A 17927-nucleotide genomic window follows, 5' to 3' on the forward strand; every position below is an offset into this window, starting at 1 on the left:
AAGGGGAGAAGCAGATGAAGAAAACTTTGAAAAAAGAAGGCATAGAGTGGATACGAACAATTTTAATTGGTGTATTATTAGCTGTATTTTTTCGAACGTTTTTCTTCTCAACGTATGTTGTAGAGGGGAAGTCAATGATGCCGACATTGCAAGATGGTAATATGCTCGTTGTAAATAAGGTGAGTTATCAAGTTGGGGACTTGAACAGATTTGACGTTGTGGTGTTTCATGCGAATAAAAAAGAGGACTATGTAAAGCGAATTATCGGTTTACCTGGAGATCATATTGAATATAAGCATGATAAGTTATATATAAATGGACAATTTATTGATGAGCCGTATCTAGAGAAGTATAAGAAAGAGATAAATGGAAGGCAACTAACAGGCGACTTTAAATTAGAAGAGTTAACGAAAGAAAAGCTGGTGCCACCCGGGTTTATTTTTGTAGTAGGTGATAACCGGCTCGGGAGCTGGGATAGTAGACACTTTGGCTTTGTAAAAGCTGATACAGTCGTCGGTAAAGTTGATTTGCGATATTGGCCAATTCAAGAGGTGCAAACGAATTTTTCAAAAGGTTGATATAATAGATAGAAGTATAGAAAAGACAAACAACTCAGTTTGTCTTTTTTCGTGTACTATAATACAATTATAGTAGCAAACTAACGTTCGTTATGTAAGTGAAAGGTGGGGTTACATGTCACTTCGATTTGTGATTGGTAGAGCGGGAAGTGGAAAAAGTACACTTTGTTTACGCGAAGTGCAAGAAGAGTTAAAACAGCGCCCGAGAGGGAAAACAATATTATATCTTGTGCCAGAACAGATGACATTCCAGACGCAGCAGGCGTTAATTGGAAGTGAGGATGTAAGGGGGTCTATTCGGGCACAAGTTTTTAGCTTTTCACGATTAGCGTGGAAGGTACTGCAAGAAGTTGGTGGAGCGAGTCGTCTTCATATTGATGAAGCTGGTGTACATATGTTACTCCGTAAAATTGTAGAGTCTCGTAAAGATGGATTATCGGTGTTCCAAAAAGCAGCGGAGCAAAACGGTTTCTTTGAACATCTTGGCAGTATGATCGCGGAGTTTAAACGTTACAATGTAACGCCATCTAACGTATATGAAATGTGGCAACAATTAGATGCGCATAGTAGCAGTGCCGAACAAAAGTTACTAGCGAATAAAGTGTATGATTTACAGCTATTATACGATGATTTTGAACGTGCTTTAATTGGAAGATACTTAGATTCAGAAGACTACCTGCAATTGCTAGTGGAAAAGCTTCCGCAGTCTGAATATGTAAATGGTGCGGAAATTTATATAGATGGATTTCATTCATTCTCCCCGCAAGAGTTAGAGATCGTAAGACAGCTTATGATTTGCGGAGCGAAAGTTACGATCACGTTAACGATAGATGAAAAAACGTTAGCGCAGCCAGTAAATGAACTCGATTTATTTTATGAAACGACGTTAACGTATGAAAAAATAAAGCAAGTAGCACGTGAAGAGAAAATAGAAATTGAAAAAACAATCCCACTTATGGAACAGCCGCGTTTTCATTCTCCAGCATTAGCGCATTTAGAAGCTCATTATGAAGCGCGTCCGAATGAAAAATTTAACGGTGAAGCGAGTGTAACGATTAGTACAGCTGCGAATTTACGAGCGGAGGTAGAAGGTGTTGCTCGTGAAATTCGTAAACTTGTTGCGGATGAAAAATATCGTTACCGAGATATTGCAGTGCTTCTTCGTAATGGGGAAAGTTATTACGATGTGATGCGAACGTTATTTACAGATTATAATATCCCGCACTTCATCGATGAAAAGCGCCCGATGTCACACCACCCATTAGTAGAATGTATTCGTTCTGCACTCGAGATTATTAGTGGGAATTGGCGTTATGATGCGGTGTTCCGTTGCGTGAAAACAGAGCTTTTATATCCATTAGACGTAAGAAAAGAAGCGATGCGTGAAGAAATGGATGAATTTGAAAATTACTGTTTAGCGTACGGTGTACAAGGAAAGAGATGGACTGCTGAAGATCCATGGATGTATCGGCGTTATCGTTCTCTTGATGATACGAACGGGATGATTACAGACAGTGAACGTGAAATGGAAGAGAAAATAAATAGGCTACGTGACGTTGTAAGAACACCTGTTATTCGCATGCAAAAAAGGTTAAAGCGTGCAGGAACAGTTATGCAAATGTGTGAAGCAGTTTACTTATTTTTAGAAGAGCTGGATGTTCCGAAGAAACTAGAAGAATTACGTATACGTGCAGAAGAAAGTGGAGACTTCTTATTTGCGACAGATCATGAACAAGTATGGGAAGAAGTAATGAGCCTTCTTGATACGTTTGTAGAGATGCTTGGTGAAGAGAAAATGTCTCTTTCTATGTTTACGGACGTTATGTCGACAGGTCTTGAGGCACTTCAATTTGCTAACATTCCGCCGTCATTAGACCAAGTGTTAATTGCTAATATTGATCACTCCAGGTTATCTGACGTGAAAGCAACGTTTATTATAGGTGTAAATGAGGGTGTCATTCCAGCAGCACCTATGGATGAAGGGATGCTTTCTGATGAGGAAAGAGAAGTTCTTGGTGCGGCAGGGATTGAATTAGCGCCAACGACGAGACAAACTTTGTTAGAAGAACAGTTCGTTATGTATCAAATGGTAACGAGAGCATCTGAGAAGTTATACATTTCATGCCCGCTTGCGGATGAAGAAGGAAAGACGTTACTTGCGTCTAGCTTTATTAAGAAAATAAAAAGAATGTTCCCTAATGTGAAAGATTCATTTATTACGAATGACGTAAATGATTTATCACGTTCAGAACAAATTTCATACGTAGCAACGCCAGAAGTAACGTTATCTTACGTTATGCAGCAACTACAAACGTGGAAGCGATACGGATTTGAAGGGAATTTAGACTTTTGGTGGGACGTATATAATTTCTACGTAACTTCAGATGAATGGAAACAAAAAAGTAGCCGCGTCTTATCAAGTTTATTCTATCGAAATCGTGCGAAGAAACTAAGTGCAGCAGTAAGTAGAGATTTATACGGAGATATAATTAAAGGAAGCGTCTCTCGTATGGAACTATTTAATCGTTGTGCATACGCTCATTTTGCGCAGCACGGTTTATCGCTTAGAGAGCGTGATATTTTCAAGCTTGATGCGCCAGACATCGGCGAATTATTCCATGCGGCATTAAAGAAAATTGCGGACAAGTTATTGCGTGAAAACCGTACTTGGGCGGATTTATCCATAAAAGAGTGTGAGCATCTTTCTGTTTTAGTAATAGAAGAAATCGCACCGTTATTACAACGACAAATTTTATTAAGTTCAAACCGTCATTTCTATTTAAAACAAAAACTACAACAAATCATTTTCCGTACGTCAATCATTCTTCGTGAACATGCGAAGTCAAGCGGATTCGTACCAGTTGATTTAGAAGTGCCGTTCGGTATGGGTGGTACAGGATCACTTCCGCCGATGGAATTTTCATTACCAAATGGTGTAAAGATGGAAGTAGTCGGCCGTATTGACCGTGTTGATAAGGCAGAAGATGAGAACGGGACGTTCTTACGTATTATTGATTATAAATCAAGTTCAAAAGCGTTAGATTTAACGGAAGTGTATTACGGATTAGCACTTCAAATGTTAACGTATTTAGATGTTGTTACTTCGAATGCACAGACGTGGATGAAAAAAGGCCACGCAGCATCACCAGCTGGTGTATTGTATTTCCATATTCATAACCCAATCGTTGAGATGAAAGGTGACGCATCTGAAGCTGAAATTGAAAAAGAAATTTTAAAGAAATTTAAAATGAAAGGACTCGTATTAGGAGATGCTGACGTTGTTCGTTTAATGGATAACAAACTTTCAACAGGAAGCTCGGATATTATTTCTGCTGGCCTGAAAAAAGACGGTAGCTTTAGTGCGCGTTCAAGTATTGCAAGTGAGCAAGAGTTTAACGTACTGCAAAAATATGTACACCATACGTTTGAAAATATCGGAAAAGATATTACAGAAGGTGTTATCGATATTGCTCCTTATAAAATGGGAAATAAAGCAGCATGTACGTTCTGTAACTTCAAATCTGTTTGTCAATTTGATGAGTCACTTGAAGATAATCAATTCCGTACGTTAAAAGATATGAAAGATAGTGAAGCGATGGAGAAAATAAGAGAGGAGGTTGGCGGAGAATGATAGAAAATTGGCCTAAAAAACCAGAAGGTAGTCAATGGACAGATGACCAGTGGAAAGCTGTTGTAGCGAACGGACGTGATATTTTAGTTGCGGCTGCAGCTGGATCAGGTAAAACAGCAGTATTAGTTGAACGTATTATTAAAAAGATTATTAATGAAGAGAATCCAGTCGATGTCGACCGCCTGCTCGTTGTAACATTTACGAATGCAGCAGCGCAAGAGATGAAAAATCGAATCGGGGAAGCGTTAGAAAAGGTATTAATTGATGAACCAGGCTCTCAGCATGTAAGAAAGCAACTGAGCCTATTAAATAAAGCTTCCATTTCAACAATTCACTCATTCTGTTTACAAGTAATTAGAGGATATTACTACATGCTGGATGTTGATCCTCGTTTCCGTATTGCGAATCAAACAGAAAATGAATTGTTAAAAGAAGAAGTGCTAGATGACATATTAGAAGAAGAGTACGGAATCGAAGATAATACAATCTTCTTTGAACTTGTTGATCGTTATACGAGTGACCGTAGTGATGATGACTTACAACGTATGATTTTAGCGCTTCATACAGAGTCAAGAGCGCATCCAAATCCGGAAAAATGGCTTGATAAATTAGTAGAAGCATATGACGTAGAAGGAAAGACAATTGAAGATTTAGTATATGCTTCTTATTTATTAGAAGATGTGAAATTCCAGCTTGAAACAGCGGAACAGCATATTCGTAAGGCAACTGAACTCGCAATGCTTCCTGACGGTCCAGCGCCTCGCGTTGAAACCCTGCAAGCAGATGTAGCTTTACTTGGAACGTTATCATCAGCTGCTCGTGAGTCGTGGACAAGCGTGTATGAAGCGATGCAAAACGTATCGTGGCAAACGTTAAAGCGTATTAAGAAAAGTGATTACAATGAAGATGTTGTAAAACAAGTAGACTCTCTTCGTAATAAAGCGAAAGATGAAGTAAAGAAATTACAAGAAGAGTTATTTAGCCGCAAACCTGAAAGTTTCTTACGAGATTTTCAAGATATGCACCCAGTATTAGAAAAGCTTGTTCAACTTGTAAAAGTATTTACAGAGCGTTTCCAAGCGATGAAGCGAGATAAAGGAATGGTCGATTTCACAGATTTAGAGCATTTCTGTTTACAAATTTTAAGTGAACAAAGTGAAAATGGTGAAATGAATCCGTCAGCAGTAGCGCTTCAATATCGTAATAAATTTGCTGAAGTGTTAGTCGATGAATATCAAGATACGAACTTTGTACAGGAATCCATTATTAAATTCGTAACGAAAGATTCTGAGAGTGAAGGAAACTTGTTCATGGTTGGTGACGTAAAGCAGTCAATTTATCGTTTCCGATTAGCAGAACCAGGCCTGTTTCTAGGAAAGTATAAACGCTTCACACAAGAAGGATTGGGCGGCGGAATGAAGATTGATTTGGCGAAAAACTTCCGTAGTCGTCATGAAGTGCTAGCAGGTACGAACTTCATTTTCAAACAAATTATGGGCGAAGAAGTTGGAGAGATTGACTACGATGCTGATGCTGAATTAAAACTAGGCGCTACCTATCCAGAAGGTGAAGATGTAGCGGCAGAATTACTATGTATTGAGCAAACGGAAGAAGAAGTAATAGACGGTGAAGAAGGTGCAGAAGTCGAAAAAGCACAGCTTGAAGCTCGCCTTATGGCGCAGCGCATTAAAGCAATGGTTGATTCCGGTTATGAAGTGTATGACCGTAAAACGGATAGTATGCGTCCTGTACAATACCGCGACTTTGTTATTTTACTTCGCTCCATGCCGTGGGCGCCGCAAATTATGGAAGAGTTAAAATTGCAAGGAATTCCGGTATATGCTGACCTTGCGACTGGTTATTTTGAAGCAACGGAAGTAAATATTATGATGAACGTATTCCGCGTTATTGATAATCCGATGCAAGATATCCCGCTTGCAGCTGTACTTCGTTCCCCAATCGTTGGATTAAACGATGAAGACCTTGCGACGCTTCGTGCTCACGGAAAGAAAGGTTTGTTTTATGAAGTAATGAGCTCATTCTTAAAAGGTGCACCGCTTGAAGAGGAACAAGAACTTCATGAAAAACTAGAGTGGTTTTATAACTTACTGCAAGGATGGCGTGAATTTGCACGTCAACAATCACTTTCTGATTTAATTTGGAAAGTGTACGGCGAGACAGGCTATTACGACTTCGTTGGCGGTTTACCAGCTGGAAAGCAAAGGCAGGCAAACTTACGCGTACTATATGACCGTGCAAGACAATATGAAGCAACATCATTTAGAGGGTTATTCCGGTTCTTACGTTTTATTGAACGTATTTTAGAACGCGGTGATGATATGGGTACGGCGAGGGCTCTCGGTGAACAAGAAGACGTTGTTCGCATCATGACGATCCATAAAAGTAAAGGGCTAGAGTTCCCAGTTGTATTTGTAGCTGGACTCGGCCGTCGTTTTAATACACAAGACTTAATGAAACGTTTCTTACTCCATAAAGATTTCGGTTTCGGTTCGCAATTTATCGATCCGCGTAAACGAATTAAATACACGACATTATCACAGCTTGCAATTAAGCGTAAAATGAAAATGGAATTAATTGCGGAAGAAATGCGCGTACTATACGTAGCGTTGACGCGTGCGAAAGAGAAGTTAATTTTAATCGGAACAGTTAAGGATGCAAATAAGGAAATGGAAAAATGGCTTGATGCGAGGGAACATAGTGAATGGTTATTACCAGATCACATACGTGCCGGAGCGTCTTGTTATTTAGACTGGATTGCACCTTCATTATATAGACACCGTGATAGTGAAATGCTTCTTGAATTAGGACAAGGAAGTATTCCAGATGAAATTTACGGGTATGACACGAGCTGGAAAGTAGAAGTTGTGGAAGGTAACACGCTACTTGCACCAGAGCCAGTTCAAGAAGAGAAACAAGAATTGTTAGAAGCGCTTCGTGAGAAAAAGGCTGTTCCCCTGCAAAGTGAACGGAAAGAAGAAGTGTACGACAGATTAATGTGGAAGTACGGATATGAGGATGCAACATCTTATCGTGCGAAGCAATCTGTTACAGAAATAAAGAGAAATTATCAATCTGAAGAAGGTAGCGATAATGCCTTTATTAAAAAACTACGTGCGCCAATTAAAACACGTCCGCGTTTTATGGAGAAAAAAGGGTTAACGTACGCAGAGCGTGGAACAGCAGTCCATGCCGTTATGCAGCATGTTGATTTGAAGAAGCCGATTACGGTTGAAGTTCTTCAAGAGCAAATTGCTGGAATGGTAAATAAGGAATTATTAACATTCGAGCAGGCGGAAGAAATAGCGATTGAAAAAGTAATTTCATTCTTTGACAGTGATTTAGGTAAAAGGGTACTAGCGGCGAAAAGTGTTGAGCGTGAAGTGCCATTTACGATGATGCTTGCAGCAGAAGAAGCATATCAAGATTGGCAAGGGAAGAGTGAAGAAACGATTCTTGTCCAAGGGGTTATCGACTGCATGATTGAAGAGGAAGACGGCATTACGTTAATCGACTTCAAAACAGATACGATTGAAGGGAAATTCCCAGGCGGATTCGAACAAGCAAAACCAATTTTAGAAGATCGATATAAAGTACAGCTTTCGTTATATGCAAAAGCACTGGAGAAAAGCTTACAACATCCTGTGAAAGAGAAGTGTTTATACTTCTTTGATGGGAATCACGTTGTAAATATTGAGGAATAGAGGGGCTTGAAAATGGTAACGGAAAAAACGTTAAGAACTTGTGAACAGGGACACGAGTACTATAAAAGTAGTGATTGTCCAACTTGCCCAACATGTGAGAAAGAGAAAAAGCCAAAAGAAGGTTTTCTCTCTCTTCTTTCAGCGCCAGCAAGAAGGGCATTAGAACACCATGGAATTCAAACTGTAGAAGAACTCTCAAAATATAGTGAAAAAGAAATTTTAAAACTGCATGGTATGGGACCTGCGTCTTTGCCGAAGCTTAGAAAGGCTTTGGAGGAGAGAGGGTTATCATTTAAATAAAATGAAATAGTGCCTCTTTACTACTTACCTGTTTATACTGCTATTTGTGGACAGTAAAGCTCTTACTTATTAAAATTTCATTTTAATAATTTTGAATTAGATAAAAGAAAAAAGTAGGAGAATATCTCCTACTTTTTTTACGCTGTTCCAATCTGATCTTGATCCGCCACATCAGAATCAAACGTATTTGTTGCACTAACACCGTTAAACGTATTTACGACAAATCCAACATTGGAAGCTCCAGATCCGTTATAAGCTTTCGTGTTTTCTTTCGGAGATACGTTATAAAAATCTCCTAAGTTGAAAGAGCCGTTACTATTTTGAACGACGAGATTTCCTACAACCGAAGGCATACCATCCACCTACTTTACTAAGCTTTTTACTTACTATATGAATTATTGTGCGGAAGGTTCATCCGTAATATATTGGCGGATTTGCATAATACGAGAGTTATTAAAACCATAATCAACATTTCCAATTTGAAAGCAACCAGAATTTAAAAGTGTCCGCAATTCAACGTTATTAACTTGAATAAAAGGGCATTCATTTATAATATTTAATTTTACATCTGTCGTTCGTTTTGGAATTGTAATGTGTTCATCTGTAAAGATTTCAAAAGCATCGAAGCGACCTTCTCCCTTTATATAACAAGGAATTTCACGGTGGACGGCAAGAGCTCTACTTTTTAATTCCATTTGATTGGCATCTCCAACTTGAAATACGGCAGCAATCCCTAAAGAAATAATAGAAACATTTTGGACAATAGACACATGATGTAACATAATTTTTCAGTCTCCTTAACCTGGAGTAGGAGGGACATCTGTTACTAATGGTACAAATGGCCCCTCTGTAACTGTTTCAAATGGTGTATCGAGAATAGAAGATAGAATGAGGAGATTTGCATCTCCAATTAAAAAGAGTGCGGACGACGATACACCGTTCATTTTAATCTGTCCGACTTTTAACTCACGGTTTACAACGTTAAGGTTCATACATACTTACTCCTTTCGGAAATTTCCCGGTATGTGCTGAATAAATGAGAGAAAGGCTTTGTCAATATCTTGTTTCATTGCCTGAATAATGATATCTCGTAAATAATCTGGATCTGTTGAAATACCTTCATATGATTGAACTTGTGATAAATAATAAGGGAGTCGATGCTCCATCTGTTTTTTTATGTCATCCACCATCATTTGTCGATACATTTCATCAAGCGGTGTTCTCTCTTCTTGTTCAAAATGGAGAATACGATTATATGCTTCTTCATCTAAGTATCGATGCATTTCTTGGAGGATACCTTGATAAAAGTCTGGGTTTGTTTCGGTTTCAGGATTTACCTTCAATGTTTCTGTATCCACTTGAAAATCTTCAATTTGTTGTCCTTTTGCTGAAAATGGGTTTAAGCCAATATTTAAAGTGCCATTTAAATTTTCGACTTTTAATTGATCGAATTTGTATTCCACTTTTCCTACAGAAGAGGAGGGGCGATTTTTTAATTCGTTAAGCTCTTCTTGGAGTTGGCGCACTTGATCTTCTAAATTGAGGATGGCTGCTTGTTGTGTTTGAAGAGCTTGTTGAAGTTGGTGTAAGTAAGTATATATATCTTGATTCATTTGTGAAACCTCCTTTTCAATAGGGAGGGTAAAAATATTCCTGCTATATATTTATGACAAGGATGTCTTAAGAAGAACTAGTTGATGGTTTGATAGAAATAATTTGTCCGCTTGCCTGTAATGGGCGAAGCGGCTCCGTAAATCCGCCCGTATTTGAAAATTTAGATAGGGCTTTAATACTTCCGGCAGTGCCAATTTGGAATACAGAAGAGGTTGTAATGCTATCAATTTTAATGCTGTTAATGATGATGCTTTGGTTTACGTAAAAATTCAATACAATCGCCCCCTTTAAGTTGAACCAATTATCGCTTGATCAACGACATCTGAATCATTAACAGTCGTTGCACTTTGATAATTGTAGACAGAAACATTATCTCCAACATTAAAAGAGCCGGCCCCGGCGAAAGCACGTGAGTAACTAATAGGCCTAATCGCAAATACATCTCCAATATGAAAAATACCACTTGATCCAATATTGACGATACGAATATGTCCGACCATAGCTGGCATACAAAACACCCTTCGTTTGTAAAATTTTCTTTTCTACTATTGTATGGGCGTTTCCGATAAAATGTGTGTTTTTTTGAAATAAAAGAAACACACACATTATTGCGTGTGTGTGTTGAGTGTTTGATTTGGGTGAAAATCCGTATGTACATGCCAAATTACATTTAAGAGCCTGTCCAGTTCTTGGCTACAATCCACTGTTTTTTGAGAAGTCATTCCATAGCGTTCAGCAAAATAAATCATTTTTTCACGTTTTTTTTCAATCGCTTGCTCAAACATTGAAATCGGCTCCATCTCTAAATGAAATTTTTAGTATATATGTAGTACATATTATACAAAAACTCCATAAAAAAGAAATACCTTCGCTAAAAAAAGTAAAAATTCTACATTTTATGCCAAATGTAAAGGGGGAACGAATAGGATGTGAGAAGAATATTGTAAAAATTAGCGTGCATGAGAAGGTTTTTTTCTTGCGGATGCGAATACAATTAAAGGGTATGAGTTTTAGGATGGAGAGTGGAAATATTGCGTTTTGTAACGGCGAAGAAAGAAGAAAAGGTATTTGTAGGTATTGTGGATGAAGAAGAAGAAAAGGTATTACACTTAAGAGAAGCGCAAAGACAAAAAGGGGAAAAGGTTACAATCCCTATTACAATGTTAGAGTGTATTGAAAGAGGGACTGAGTGCTTTGAGAAAGTATGTGAAATTGTAAATTGGGCAAAAGAAAACGGGGAAGCGGCATATTATCCGTTAACAGAGGTGAAAATATTAGCACCGATTCCAAGGCCAAGAAAGAATATTTTGTGCGTTGGAAAAAACTATCGTGAGCATGCGGTAGAAATGGGCGGAGTAGAGTCTATTCCAGAAAATATAATGATCTTTACGAAAGCACCAACAACAGTTATTGGCATAAATGAGCAAATTAATGGTCACCCTCATGCAACGGACGAACTAGATTACGAAGGAGAACTAGCTGTCATTATAGGTAAGCGAGGAAAGCAAATTAAAAAAGAAAAAGCGCTTGAGCATGTTTTTGGTTATACGATTATAAATGATGTAACAGCTCGAGACATTCAAAGAAAACATAAACAGTTTTTCCTTGGGAAAAGCTTCGATACATTTTGCCCGATGGGACCGTATTTAATTCATAAATCGGTGGTTAATGCGCCGAATGCATTACACATTGAAACGGTAGTAAATGGAGAAGTAAGGCAAACTTCCAACACAAATAAAATGATTTTTTCGATAGAAGAAATTATTTCAACGATAAGCAAAGGAATGACTTTAGAACCAGGTGATATTATCGCAACAGGAACCCCGGCTGGTGTCGGAAAAGGTTTTACACCACCGAAGTTTTTACATGCTGGTGATGAAGTGGTCATTACAGTAGAAGGAATTGGTGCTTTGCGAAATGTAGTGAAATAAAGAAAAGAGCTATCTTGTTAAAAGATAGCTTTTTTTTATGGCCTTGGATTATAGAGGTAATCGATAACGGAAAAAGTGTAAAGGCCAATGAATGCAAGTGTACAAATGCCAAATAGTATAACCGTAAGTGCACTTTTTTCTCGTCCAAAACCAATGATAGTAAGAATAACAGCAATCCAAAATGATGCTTTCAGTAGTGTGAATGTAATAGGAGTTGAGTAGTGAGTAAGCCATGTTGTGGAAAGTAGGAAGCCAAAGAATGTAACTAAAATAAAAGATGTAGCTAAATAGTTAATCTGTTTACCATATCTTAATAGCATATTGCACCTCCTTTACGAATTTAAAATACAGAAAATTACAATTTCATCTTAATATAATTGAATATAAAAAGAAAGAGGTTGTCCCAAGATGTCGGACAACCTCTCTATTATTACGATAATACAGCTTTAATTTTTTGGAATGCCCACTCTAAATCTTCTTCAGAGATTACTAGAGGTGGTGCGATACGAATTACGTTTTCGTGTGTTTCTTTACATAGTAGACCAGCTGCTTTTAGTTGTTCACAGTAAGGGCGAGCTGGTTCGTTTAATTCGATACCGATGAATAAACCTTTACCGCGAACTTCAGTGATCATTGGGTTATCAATTTCTTTTAATTGCCCAACTAATTTTTCTCCTAATTGAAGAGAGCGCTCTGTTAATTTTTCTTCTTCTAACACTTCAAGAGCTGCGATAGACACAGCGCATGCAAGTGGATTACCACCGAATGTAGAACCGTGAGAACCTGGCTCAAATACGCCTAAAATGTCGCGATTTGCTGCAACGCAAGAGATCGGGAACACACCGCCACCAAGTGCTTTACCAAGTATGTACATGTCAGGAGTTACATCGTCCCAGTCACAAGCGAATACTTTACCAGTACGGCCTAAGCCTGTTTGGATTTCATCTGCTACGAATAAAACGTTTTCTTTTTTACATACTTCAAGAGCTTCTTTTAAGTAACCAGCTGGTGGGATATTAATTCCTGCTTCACCTTGAATTGGCTCTAAAATGAATGCAGCTGTGTTTGGTGTAATTGCGGCTTTTAATGCTTCTAAATCACCGTAAGGAATCACAACGATGCCAGGAAGCATTGGGCCGAATCCACGCTTGTACTCTTCATTTGAAGACATAGAAACAGAACCCATTGTACGTCCGTGGAAGTTATCTTCACAAACGATGATTTCAGCACGGTTTGCTTCTACTTTCTTCACATCATAAGCCCAGCGACGAACTGTTTTAATTGCAGTTTCAACAGCTTCAGCACCTGTATTCATTGGAAGTACCATTTCTTTATTAGTTAGTTTCGCAACTTTTTCGTACCAAGGACCTAATTGATCGCTATGGAAAGCACGAGAAGTTAACGTAACACGATTAGCTTGGTCAATTAAAGCGTTAATAATTTTCGGGTGACGATGACCTTGGTTTACTGCAGAATATGCACTTAATAAGTCCATATAGCGGTTTCCTTCAGGATCTTCTACCCAAACACCTTCTGCTTTAGAAATAACGATTGGAAGTGGGTGATAGTTATTTGCTCCGTATGTGTCTGTAAGTTCGATAATATCCTTAGTTTGAATCATGATTGTTCCCCCTTTTGTTATTACAAGAAGTTTGTAAATACTCTAAATATTATATCATTTAAATGTAAAAAAGCGAAACATTTCCTGAAAATAAATGAACATGTTATCATATAGAGTGAAAAAGTGTGAAAAGAGGAGGTAAGGGATACGATGGTACATATGCATATTACAGCATGGGCGTTAGGTTTAATTTTATTCTTCGTTGCGTATTCACTTTATTCAGCAGGAAGAAAAGGTAAAGGTGTACATATGGGGCTTCGCCTAATGTATATCATCATTATTGTGACAGGCTTCATGTTGTACATGAGTATTGTGAAGACCGCAACAGGTAGCATGCACATGTGGTATGGCTTAAAAATGTTAGCTGGTATTTTAGTTATCGGTGGAATGGAAATGGTTCTTGTGAAAATGAGCAAAAACAAACCAACAGGGGCGGTTTGGGGCTTATTTATTGTTGCGCTAGTAGCAGTATTATACTTAGGACTGAAATTGCCACTTGGCTGGTACGTATTCAAATAAAAATAAAACCACCTTATAATCCTCAAAGACTTGGGAGATAAGGTGGTTTTTTACGTTATCCCGTATTAACGGGCAGTAAAACTCCCACCTCAAAATTCAGCTTAAGCAAAGAAGTTAGGTGGGAGATCAACTGCTCGTAAACACCCGATTGGTGAAGGTTAATAATCAGTGGGGGTTGCCCCACTGATTAAAGTTTCACTTTATGTCGCATCGATATGCAACTCTTCTCCATTTACTTTCGTAAAACGGAACATATTTTTATTTGACGTAGTGTGACGAACGAAATGATGCTGCAGTGTACAGATCATCTCTTCGTTATCAAACAAAAGAATATTTACTCCTTCGCGTGACTCCTCTTTCGGTAAGAAAGATAAATAATTATGACAATACATGCAATCATATAAAGAGTAGTGAAGTGATTGCAATGATTCAGTTAATAATGTGAAGACGGAGTCAGGTAATTCCTCGAGCCATTCATTATAACTAAGAAGTAACTTTTTTCGAATACGTATCATTTCACCATTTTGCAAATGGTGTTGCTCGTTGGCGATTTGCAATACATCTTGTTCATAGAAACGGGCTGGTAGCCAATTGTTATTATATAAAATTTCAAACCCATCTTCGGCAATATCTTCTAATAAAAACGCTTCATCATTTTCATCATCAAAGAATACCCATTCATTGTTTATATATTCTACATTACCGACTGTATGAGCACGGGGCTGGTTATATAAAATATGTTTACGTTGTATCATACACGATTTCTCCTTTATGAAAAGTAGTTATTCCTGTTATAGACAGTTCGTGCATTCTTTATAACTAGACACATATAGACATAGGTGGGCATACAATAAAACACGTTTTACTGAGTGAGAATGCTATTCCATATGTGGATAGTAGGTTATCGTCAAGTTTTTCATTTTTTGATCCGCACTCTTAGGGTGGGGATTACTGCACGTTCAAGAAAAGAAATAAGATGGAAGGATGATTTATATGTGCGGGATTACAGGATGGGTGGATTATAAACGCTCATTAGAAGGAGAAAGAGATGTCGTTACGAAGATGGCTGAGACGTTAGCCAAACGTGGTCCGGATGATAATAAAGTTTGGATTAAAGGCAATGTCGCATTTGGGCATAAACGTTTAATCGTTGTTGATCCTGAGGGTGGTAAACAACCGATGACTTGTTTAAAAGATGAAACGAATTACGCCATTTGCTATAACGGTGAACTTTATAACACAGAAGACATTCGAAAGGAATTATTAAGAAGAGGATATACGTTCAAAGGTCATTCTGATACAGAAGTATTATTAGCTTCTTATATTGAATGGAAAGAAGAATGTGTCGATCATTTAAACGGTATATATGCGTTTGCAGTATGGGACGAACAGAAAGAACAAGTATTTATTGCGCGAGATCGATTAGGTGTAAAGCCACTTTTTTATAAATATGATAGTGGACGCTTATTATTTGGTTCGGAGTTAAAAGCGATATTGTCGCATCCAGATGTGAAGGCGGAAGTAACGTTAGAAGGATTATCAGAAATATTCGGACTCGGACCGTCAAGAACGCCTGGCCACGGTATTTATGCTGGTATAAAAGAATTACGTCCAGGTCATGCGATGACATTTTCAAAGAACGGTTTATGCATATGGAGATATTGGAATGTGGAAAGCAAAAAACATGAAGACTCCTTTGAAGAAACAGTAGAAAAAACACGCTTTTTATTACAAGATGCGATTACAAGGCAGCTCGTTTCTGATGTACCACTATGTACTTTTCTATCAGGGGGTGTAGATTCGAGCGCTATAACAGCAATTGCTGCAAAAGAATATGTAAGGTCAGGAAAAGGACAATTACACACATACTCTGTTGATTATGAAGATAATGACAAATACTTTAAAGCGAATGCGTTCCAGCCAAATTCAGATGCACCATTTATTCATTTGATGACGGAGACGTTTCAAACAATCCACCATCGTTGCGTCATTTCAAATGAACAATTAGCGCAGTATTTAACAGAAGCCGTACTCGTTCGTGATTTGCCTGGTATGGCAGATATCGATTCGTCATTACTATGGTTTTGCCGTGAAATTAAACAAGATTTTGTCGTTGGTTTATCTGGGGAATGTGCAGACGAAATATTTGGTGGTTATCCGTGGTTTTATAGAGAAGATGATTTACAATCGAGTGCGTTTCCGTGGATGCGCTCTACAGAAGCGCGTGAACAATTGCTAAAGAGAGAATGGAGAAATAAATTAAATTTACAACAATATGTACAGCAGCGTTATGAAGAATCCATTCAAGAAGTTCCTATTTTAGAGGGAGAAAGTCCGCTAGAAGCAAAAAGACGCCAATTATTTTATTTAAATATGGTATGGTTTATGACAACATTATTAGACAGAAAAGACCGCATGAGTATGGGGGCAAGCTTAGAAGTACGTGTTCCGTTTGCAGATCATCGTCTTGTCGAATATGCGTGGAATATTCCTTGGGAAATGAAAATGTATAAAAACCGCGAAAAAGGTCTATTACGTAAAGCGTTAGAAGATGTACTCCCACATGACATCTTATATAGGAAGAAGAGTCCTTATCCGAAAACGCACAATCCACACTATACAAAGGCAGTAACGGTATGGCTTCAAAATCTATTAACAGATAAAGGTTCAATTTTACACGAATTGTTTGATAAAGAGCAGTTGAACGGATTAATTCAGTCTGGTGGCAGTGCATTTCAAACACCATGGTTTGGTCAATTGATGACTGGGCCACAGCTTTTAGCTCATTTAGCACAAATTCACGTTTGGTTTAAAGAATATGGGGTAAATATTAAGGAATAAGGGAAAAGCGGCTTGCAATTATGTAAGTCGCTTTTTATTAAAGAAATTGTCATATAAAATTCAAAATCACCTTATAAATAATACTTAATTAGAATTATTATTTTGACGTACTTATTATTGCTTGTTATAATTGGAAACAAACGTTCTGAAAAGGATTCTCATTTATAAAATTGAGGTGTTATATAGATGACAAAGAAAAAAATAGGTTTACTCGTAATGGCGTATGGAACACCAGAATCATTAGACGATGTAGAGGCATATTATACACATATCCGTCACGGGCGTAAGCCGTCAGAAGAAGCGCTTGAAGATTTAATTGGGCGCTATAAAGCGATTGGTGGAATTTCGCCGCTTGCAAAAATTACGAAAGAGCAGGCGCATAAATTAACAGATTCAATGAATAACATATTTACAGAGTATGAATTTACTTGTTACTTAGGTTTAAAACATACTGCGCCATTTATAGAAGAGGCTGTAGAGGAAATGAAGCGAGATGGAATTGAGCAGGCGATTAGTATCGTATTAGCACCGCACTATTCTACATTTAGCATTAAAGCGTATAATGACCGTGCTATTCGTCTTTCAAAAGAAATCGGTGGTCCTGTTATTGAACCAATTGAACAATGGTACGATGAACCGAAGTTTATTTCGTATTGGGCAGAGCAAATAAAAGAAACATTTACAAAGATTGAAGATAAAGAGAAAACAGTCGTAATTTTTTCGGCGCATAGTTTGCCAGAAAAAATTATTGCAGCAGGAGACCCATATGTAGAACAACTAAAGTATACGGCAGATTTAATTGCAGAAGCTGCAAATATTCAAAACTATACAATTGGTTGGCAAAGTGCTGGGAATACTCTTGATCCATGGATTGGTCCAGATGTGCAAGATTTAACGAAAGATTTATATGAAGACCATGGGTACGAATCTTTCATATATTGCCCAATTGGCTTTGTAGCGGAGCATTTAGAAGTTTTATATGACAACGATTATGAATGTAAAGTTGTAACTGATGAATTAAATGCCAAATATTTTAGACCAAATATGCCGAATGCACAATCTGCATTTATCGACTGTTTGGCTGAAATTGTTTCAAAAAAAGTGAAGGAAATAGTTGACAAAGATTTAGTTTTAAATAATAATTAGTTTATAATAATTTTAAATAAATAA

At 37.7% G+C, this 17927-nt stretch carries 18 protein-coding genes; 8 read left to right on the forward strand and 10 right to left on the reverse strand.

The features are described 5' to 3' along the window. Positions 1 to 14 precede the first annotated feature (14 nt). The 4 genes from lepB (at position 15) to JFU02_RS25270 (ending at position 8231) form a co-directional block, all read left to right on the forward strand. The gene (gene lepB / locus JFU02_RS25255) at positions 15 to 578 is read left to right on the forward strand and encodes a signal peptidase I (protein ID WP_000751896.1); all 564 of its coding nucleotides are present in this window, start codon (positions 15 to 17) and stop codon (positions 576 to 578) included. A gap of 115 nt (positions 579 to 693) precedes the next feature. After that, complete coding sequence (gene addB / locus JFU02_RS25260) at positions 694 to 4209, forward strand: helicase-exonuclease AddAB subunit AddB (RefSeq protein ID WP_097960523.1); 3516 nt, start codon at positions 694 to 696, stop codon at positions 4207 to 4209. Continuing rightward, complete coding sequence (gene addA, locus JFU02_RS25265) at positions 4206 to 7931, forward strand: helicase-exonuclease AddAB subunit AddA (RefSeq protein WP_086405974.1); 3726 nt, start codon at positions 4206 to 4208, stop codon at positions 7929 to 7931. The genes addB and addA overlap by 4 nt, the downstream gene beginning before the upstream one ends. A 12-nt stretch (positions 7932 to 7943) precedes the next feature. Next, positions 7944 to 8231 (forward strand): RNA polymerase alpha subunit C-terminal domain-containing protein, encoded by a 288-nt coding sequence (locus JFU02_RS25270; protein ID WP_000255722.1) that lies wholly within the window; start codon positions 7944 to 7946, stop codon positions 8229 to 8231. Positions 8232 to 8368: 137 nt separating this feature from the next. Here the strand turns inward: JFU02_RS25270 and gerPF are convergent, their stop codons facing one another. From gerPF to JFU02_RS25305, 7 genes are all read right to left on the reverse strand, one after another. After that, positions 8369 to 8584, reverse strand: a complete 216-nt coding sequence (gene gerPF, locus JFU02_RS25275; protein ID WP_001141566.1) for a spore germination protein GerPF — start codon at positions 8582 to 8584, stop codon at positions 8369 to 8371. A gap of 42 nt (positions 8585 to 8626) precedes the next feature. Beyond that, on the reverse strand, positions 8627 to 9013 hold the full coding sequence (locus tag JFU02_RS25280) for a spore germination protein GerPE (RefSeq protein WP_000902320.1): 387 nt from the start codon (positions 9011 to 9013) through the stop codon (positions 8627 to 8629). Between the two features lie 15 nt (positions 9014 to 9028). Next, positions 9029 to 9223: a spore germination protein GerPD gene (gene gerPD / locus JFU02_RS25285; protein WP_001052807.1), complete on the reverse strand. Its 195-nt coding sequence runs from the start codon at positions 9221 to 9223 to the stop codon at positions 9029 to 9031. Between the two features lie 6 nt (positions 9224 to 9229). Then, positions 9230 to 9844, reverse strand: coding sequence for a spore germination protein GerPC (gene gerPC / locus JFU02_RS25290; protein ID WP_001070761.1), 615 nt, complete (start codon positions 9842 to 9844; stop codon positions 9230 to 9232). 67 nt (positions 9845 to 9911) lie between these two features. Continuing rightward, entirely contained in the window at positions 9912 to 10118 is a 207-nt protein-coding gene (gene gerPB / locus JFU02_RS25295) for a spore germination protein GerPB (RefSeq protein ID WP_001012510.1), read from the reverse strand. A 14-nt stretch (positions 10119 to 10132) separates the two neighbouring features. Further along, positions 10133 to 10354 carry a spore germination protein GerPA gene (gene gerPA, locus JFU02_RS25300; RefSeq protein ID WP_001111188.1) on the reverse strand — a complete coding sequence of 74 codons (222 nt, stop codon included), beginning with the start codon at positions 10352 to 10354 and terminating at the stop codon, positions 10133 to 10135. 96 nt (positions 10355 to 10450) lie between these two features. After that, positions 10451 to 10630 (reverse strand): aspartyl-phosphate phosphatase Spo0E family protein, encoded by a 180-nt coding sequence (locus tag JFU02_RS25305; RefSeq protein WP_000462847.1) that lies wholly within the window; start codon positions 10628 to 10630, stop codon positions 10451 to 10453. Between the two features lie 246 nt (positions 10631 to 10876). Between JFU02_RS25305 and JFU02_RS25310 the strand changes: the two genes are divergently transcribed. After that, a complete protein-coding gene (locus JFU02_RS25310) occupies positions 10877 to 11776 on the forward strand; it encodes a fumarylacetoacetate hydrolase family protein (protein ID WP_001213077.1) in 900 nt (299 codons plus the stop codon). Between the two features lie 35 nt (positions 11777 to 11811). Here JFU02_RS25310 and JFU02_RS25315 read toward each other — a convergent pair whose 3' ends face one another. After that, a complete protein-coding gene (locus tag JFU02_RS25315) occupies positions 11812 to 12096 on the reverse strand; it encodes a hypothetical protein (protein ID WP_000926871.1) in 285 nt (94 codons plus the stop codon). A 110-nt stretch (positions 12097 to 12206) separates the two neighbouring features. Continuing rightward, the gene (gene rocD / locus JFU02_RS25320; RefSeq protein WP_000616660.1) at positions 12207 to 13397 is read right to left on the reverse strand and encodes an ornithine aminotransferase; all 1191 of its coding nucleotides are present in this window, start codon (positions 13395 to 13397) and stop codon (positions 12207 to 12209) included. Between the two features lie 150 nt (positions 13398 to 13547). On the opposite strand from rocD, the gene JFU02_RS25325 reads away from it, so the two are divergent. Beyond that, positions 13548 to 13916: a YisL family protein gene (locus tag JFU02_RS25325; RefSeq protein WP_000233495.1), complete on the forward strand. Its 369-nt coding sequence runs from the start codon at positions 13548 to 13550 to the stop codon at positions 13914 to 13916. A 200-nt stretch (positions 13917 to 14116) separates the two neighbouring features. On the opposite strand, the gene JFU02_RS25330 is transcribed toward JFU02_RS25325, so the two are convergent. Then, on the reverse strand, positions 14117 to 14671 hold the full coding sequence (locus tag JFU02_RS25330; RefSeq protein WP_000616044.1) for a DUF2777 domain-containing protein: 555 nt from the start codon (positions 14669 to 14671) through the stop codon (positions 14117 to 14119). Positions 14672 to 14909: 238 nt separating this feature from the next. Here JFU02_RS25330 and asnB point away from each other — a divergent pair, with 238 nt between their 5' ends. Then, complete coding sequence (asnB, locus tag JFU02_RS25335; RefSeq protein WP_097960522.1) at positions 14910 to 16757, forward strand: asparagine synthase (glutamine-hydrolyzing); 1848 nt, start codon at positions 14910 to 14912, stop codon at positions 16755 to 16757. 186 nt (positions 16758 to 16943) lie between these two features. Next, on the forward strand, positions 16944 to 17903 hold the full coding sequence (hemH, locus tag JFU02_RS25340) for a ferrochelatase (protein WP_097888850.1): 960 nt from the start codon (positions 16944 to 16946) through the stop codon (positions 17901 to 17903). The last annotated feature ends 24 nt before the right edge of the window (positions 17904 to 17927 follow it).

Origin of the sequence: Bacillus sp. TH13, assembly GCF_016651175.1 — a bacterium.
Classification (GTDB): domain Bacteria; phylum Bacillota; class Bacilli; order Bacillales; family Bacillaceae_G; genus Bacillus_A; species Bacillus_A thuringiensis_S.

What these genes read in the sequence shown, in the direction of transcription:
- lepB (WP_000751896.1), top strand. Translation starts at nt 15, where the DNA reads ATGAAGAAAACTTTGAAAAAAGAAGGCATAGAGTGGATACGAACAATT.
- addB (WP_097960523.1), top strand. Translation starts at nt 694, where the DNA reads ATGTCACTTCGATTTGTGATTGGTAGAGCGGGAAGTGGAAAAAGTACA.
- addA (WP_086405974.1), top strand. Translation starts at nt 4,206, where the DNA reads ATGATAGAAAATTGGCCTAAAAAACCAGAAGGTAGTCAATGGACAGAT.
- JFU02_RS25270 (WP_000255722.1), top strand. Translation starts at nt 7,944, where the DNA reads ATGGTAACGGAAAAAACGTTAAGAACTTGTGAACAGGGACACGAGTAC.
- gerPF (WP_001141566.1), bottom strand. Translation starts at nt 8,584, where the DNA reads ATGCCTTCGGTTGTAGGAAATCTCGTCGTTCAAAATAGTAACGGCTCT.
- JFU02_RS25280 (WP_000902320.1), bottom strand. Translation starts at nt 9,013, where the DNA reads ATGTTACATCATGTGTCTATTGTCCAAAATGTTTCTATTATTTCTTTA.
- gerPD (WP_001052807.1), bottom strand. Translation starts at nt 9,223, where the DNA reads ATGAACCTTAACGTTGTAAACCGTGAGTTAAAAGTCGGACAGATTAAA.
- gerPC (WP_001070761.1), bottom strand. Translation starts at nt 9,844, where the DNA reads ATGAATCAAGATATATATACTTACTTACACCAACTTCAACAAGCTCTT.
- gerPA (WP_001111188.1), bottom strand. Translation starts at nt 10,354, where the DNA reads ATGCCAGCTATGGTCGGACATATTCGTATCGTCAATATTGGATCAAGT.
- JFU02_RS25305 (WP_000462847.1), bottom strand. Translation starts at nt 10,630, where the DNA reads ATGTTTGAGCAAGCGATTGAAAAAAAACGTGAAAAAATGATTTATTTT.
- JFU02_RS25315 (WP_000926871.1), bottom strand. Translation starts at nt 12,096, where the DNA reads ATGCTATTAAGATATGGTAAACAGATTAACTATTTAGCTACATCTTTT.
- rocD (WP_000616660.1), bottom strand. Translation starts at nt 13,397, where the DNA reads ATGATTCAAACTAAGGATATTATCGAACTTACAGACACATACGGAGCA.
- JFU02_RS25325 (WP_000233495.1), top strand. Translation starts at nt 13,548, where the DNA reads ATGGTACATATGCATATTACAGCATGGGCGTTAGGTTTAATTTTATTC.
- JFU02_RS25330 (WP_000616044.1), bottom strand. Translation starts at nt 14,671, where the DNA reads ATGATACAACGTAAACATATTTTATATAACCAGCCCCGTGCTCATACA.
- asnB (WP_097960522.1), top strand. Translation starts at nt 14,910, where the DNA reads ATGTGCGGGATTACAGGATGGGTGGATTATAAACGCTCATTAGAAGGA.
- hemH (WP_097888850.1), top strand. Translation starts at nt 16,944, where the DNA reads ATGACAAAGAAAAAAATAGGTTTACTCGTAATGGCGTATGGAACACCA.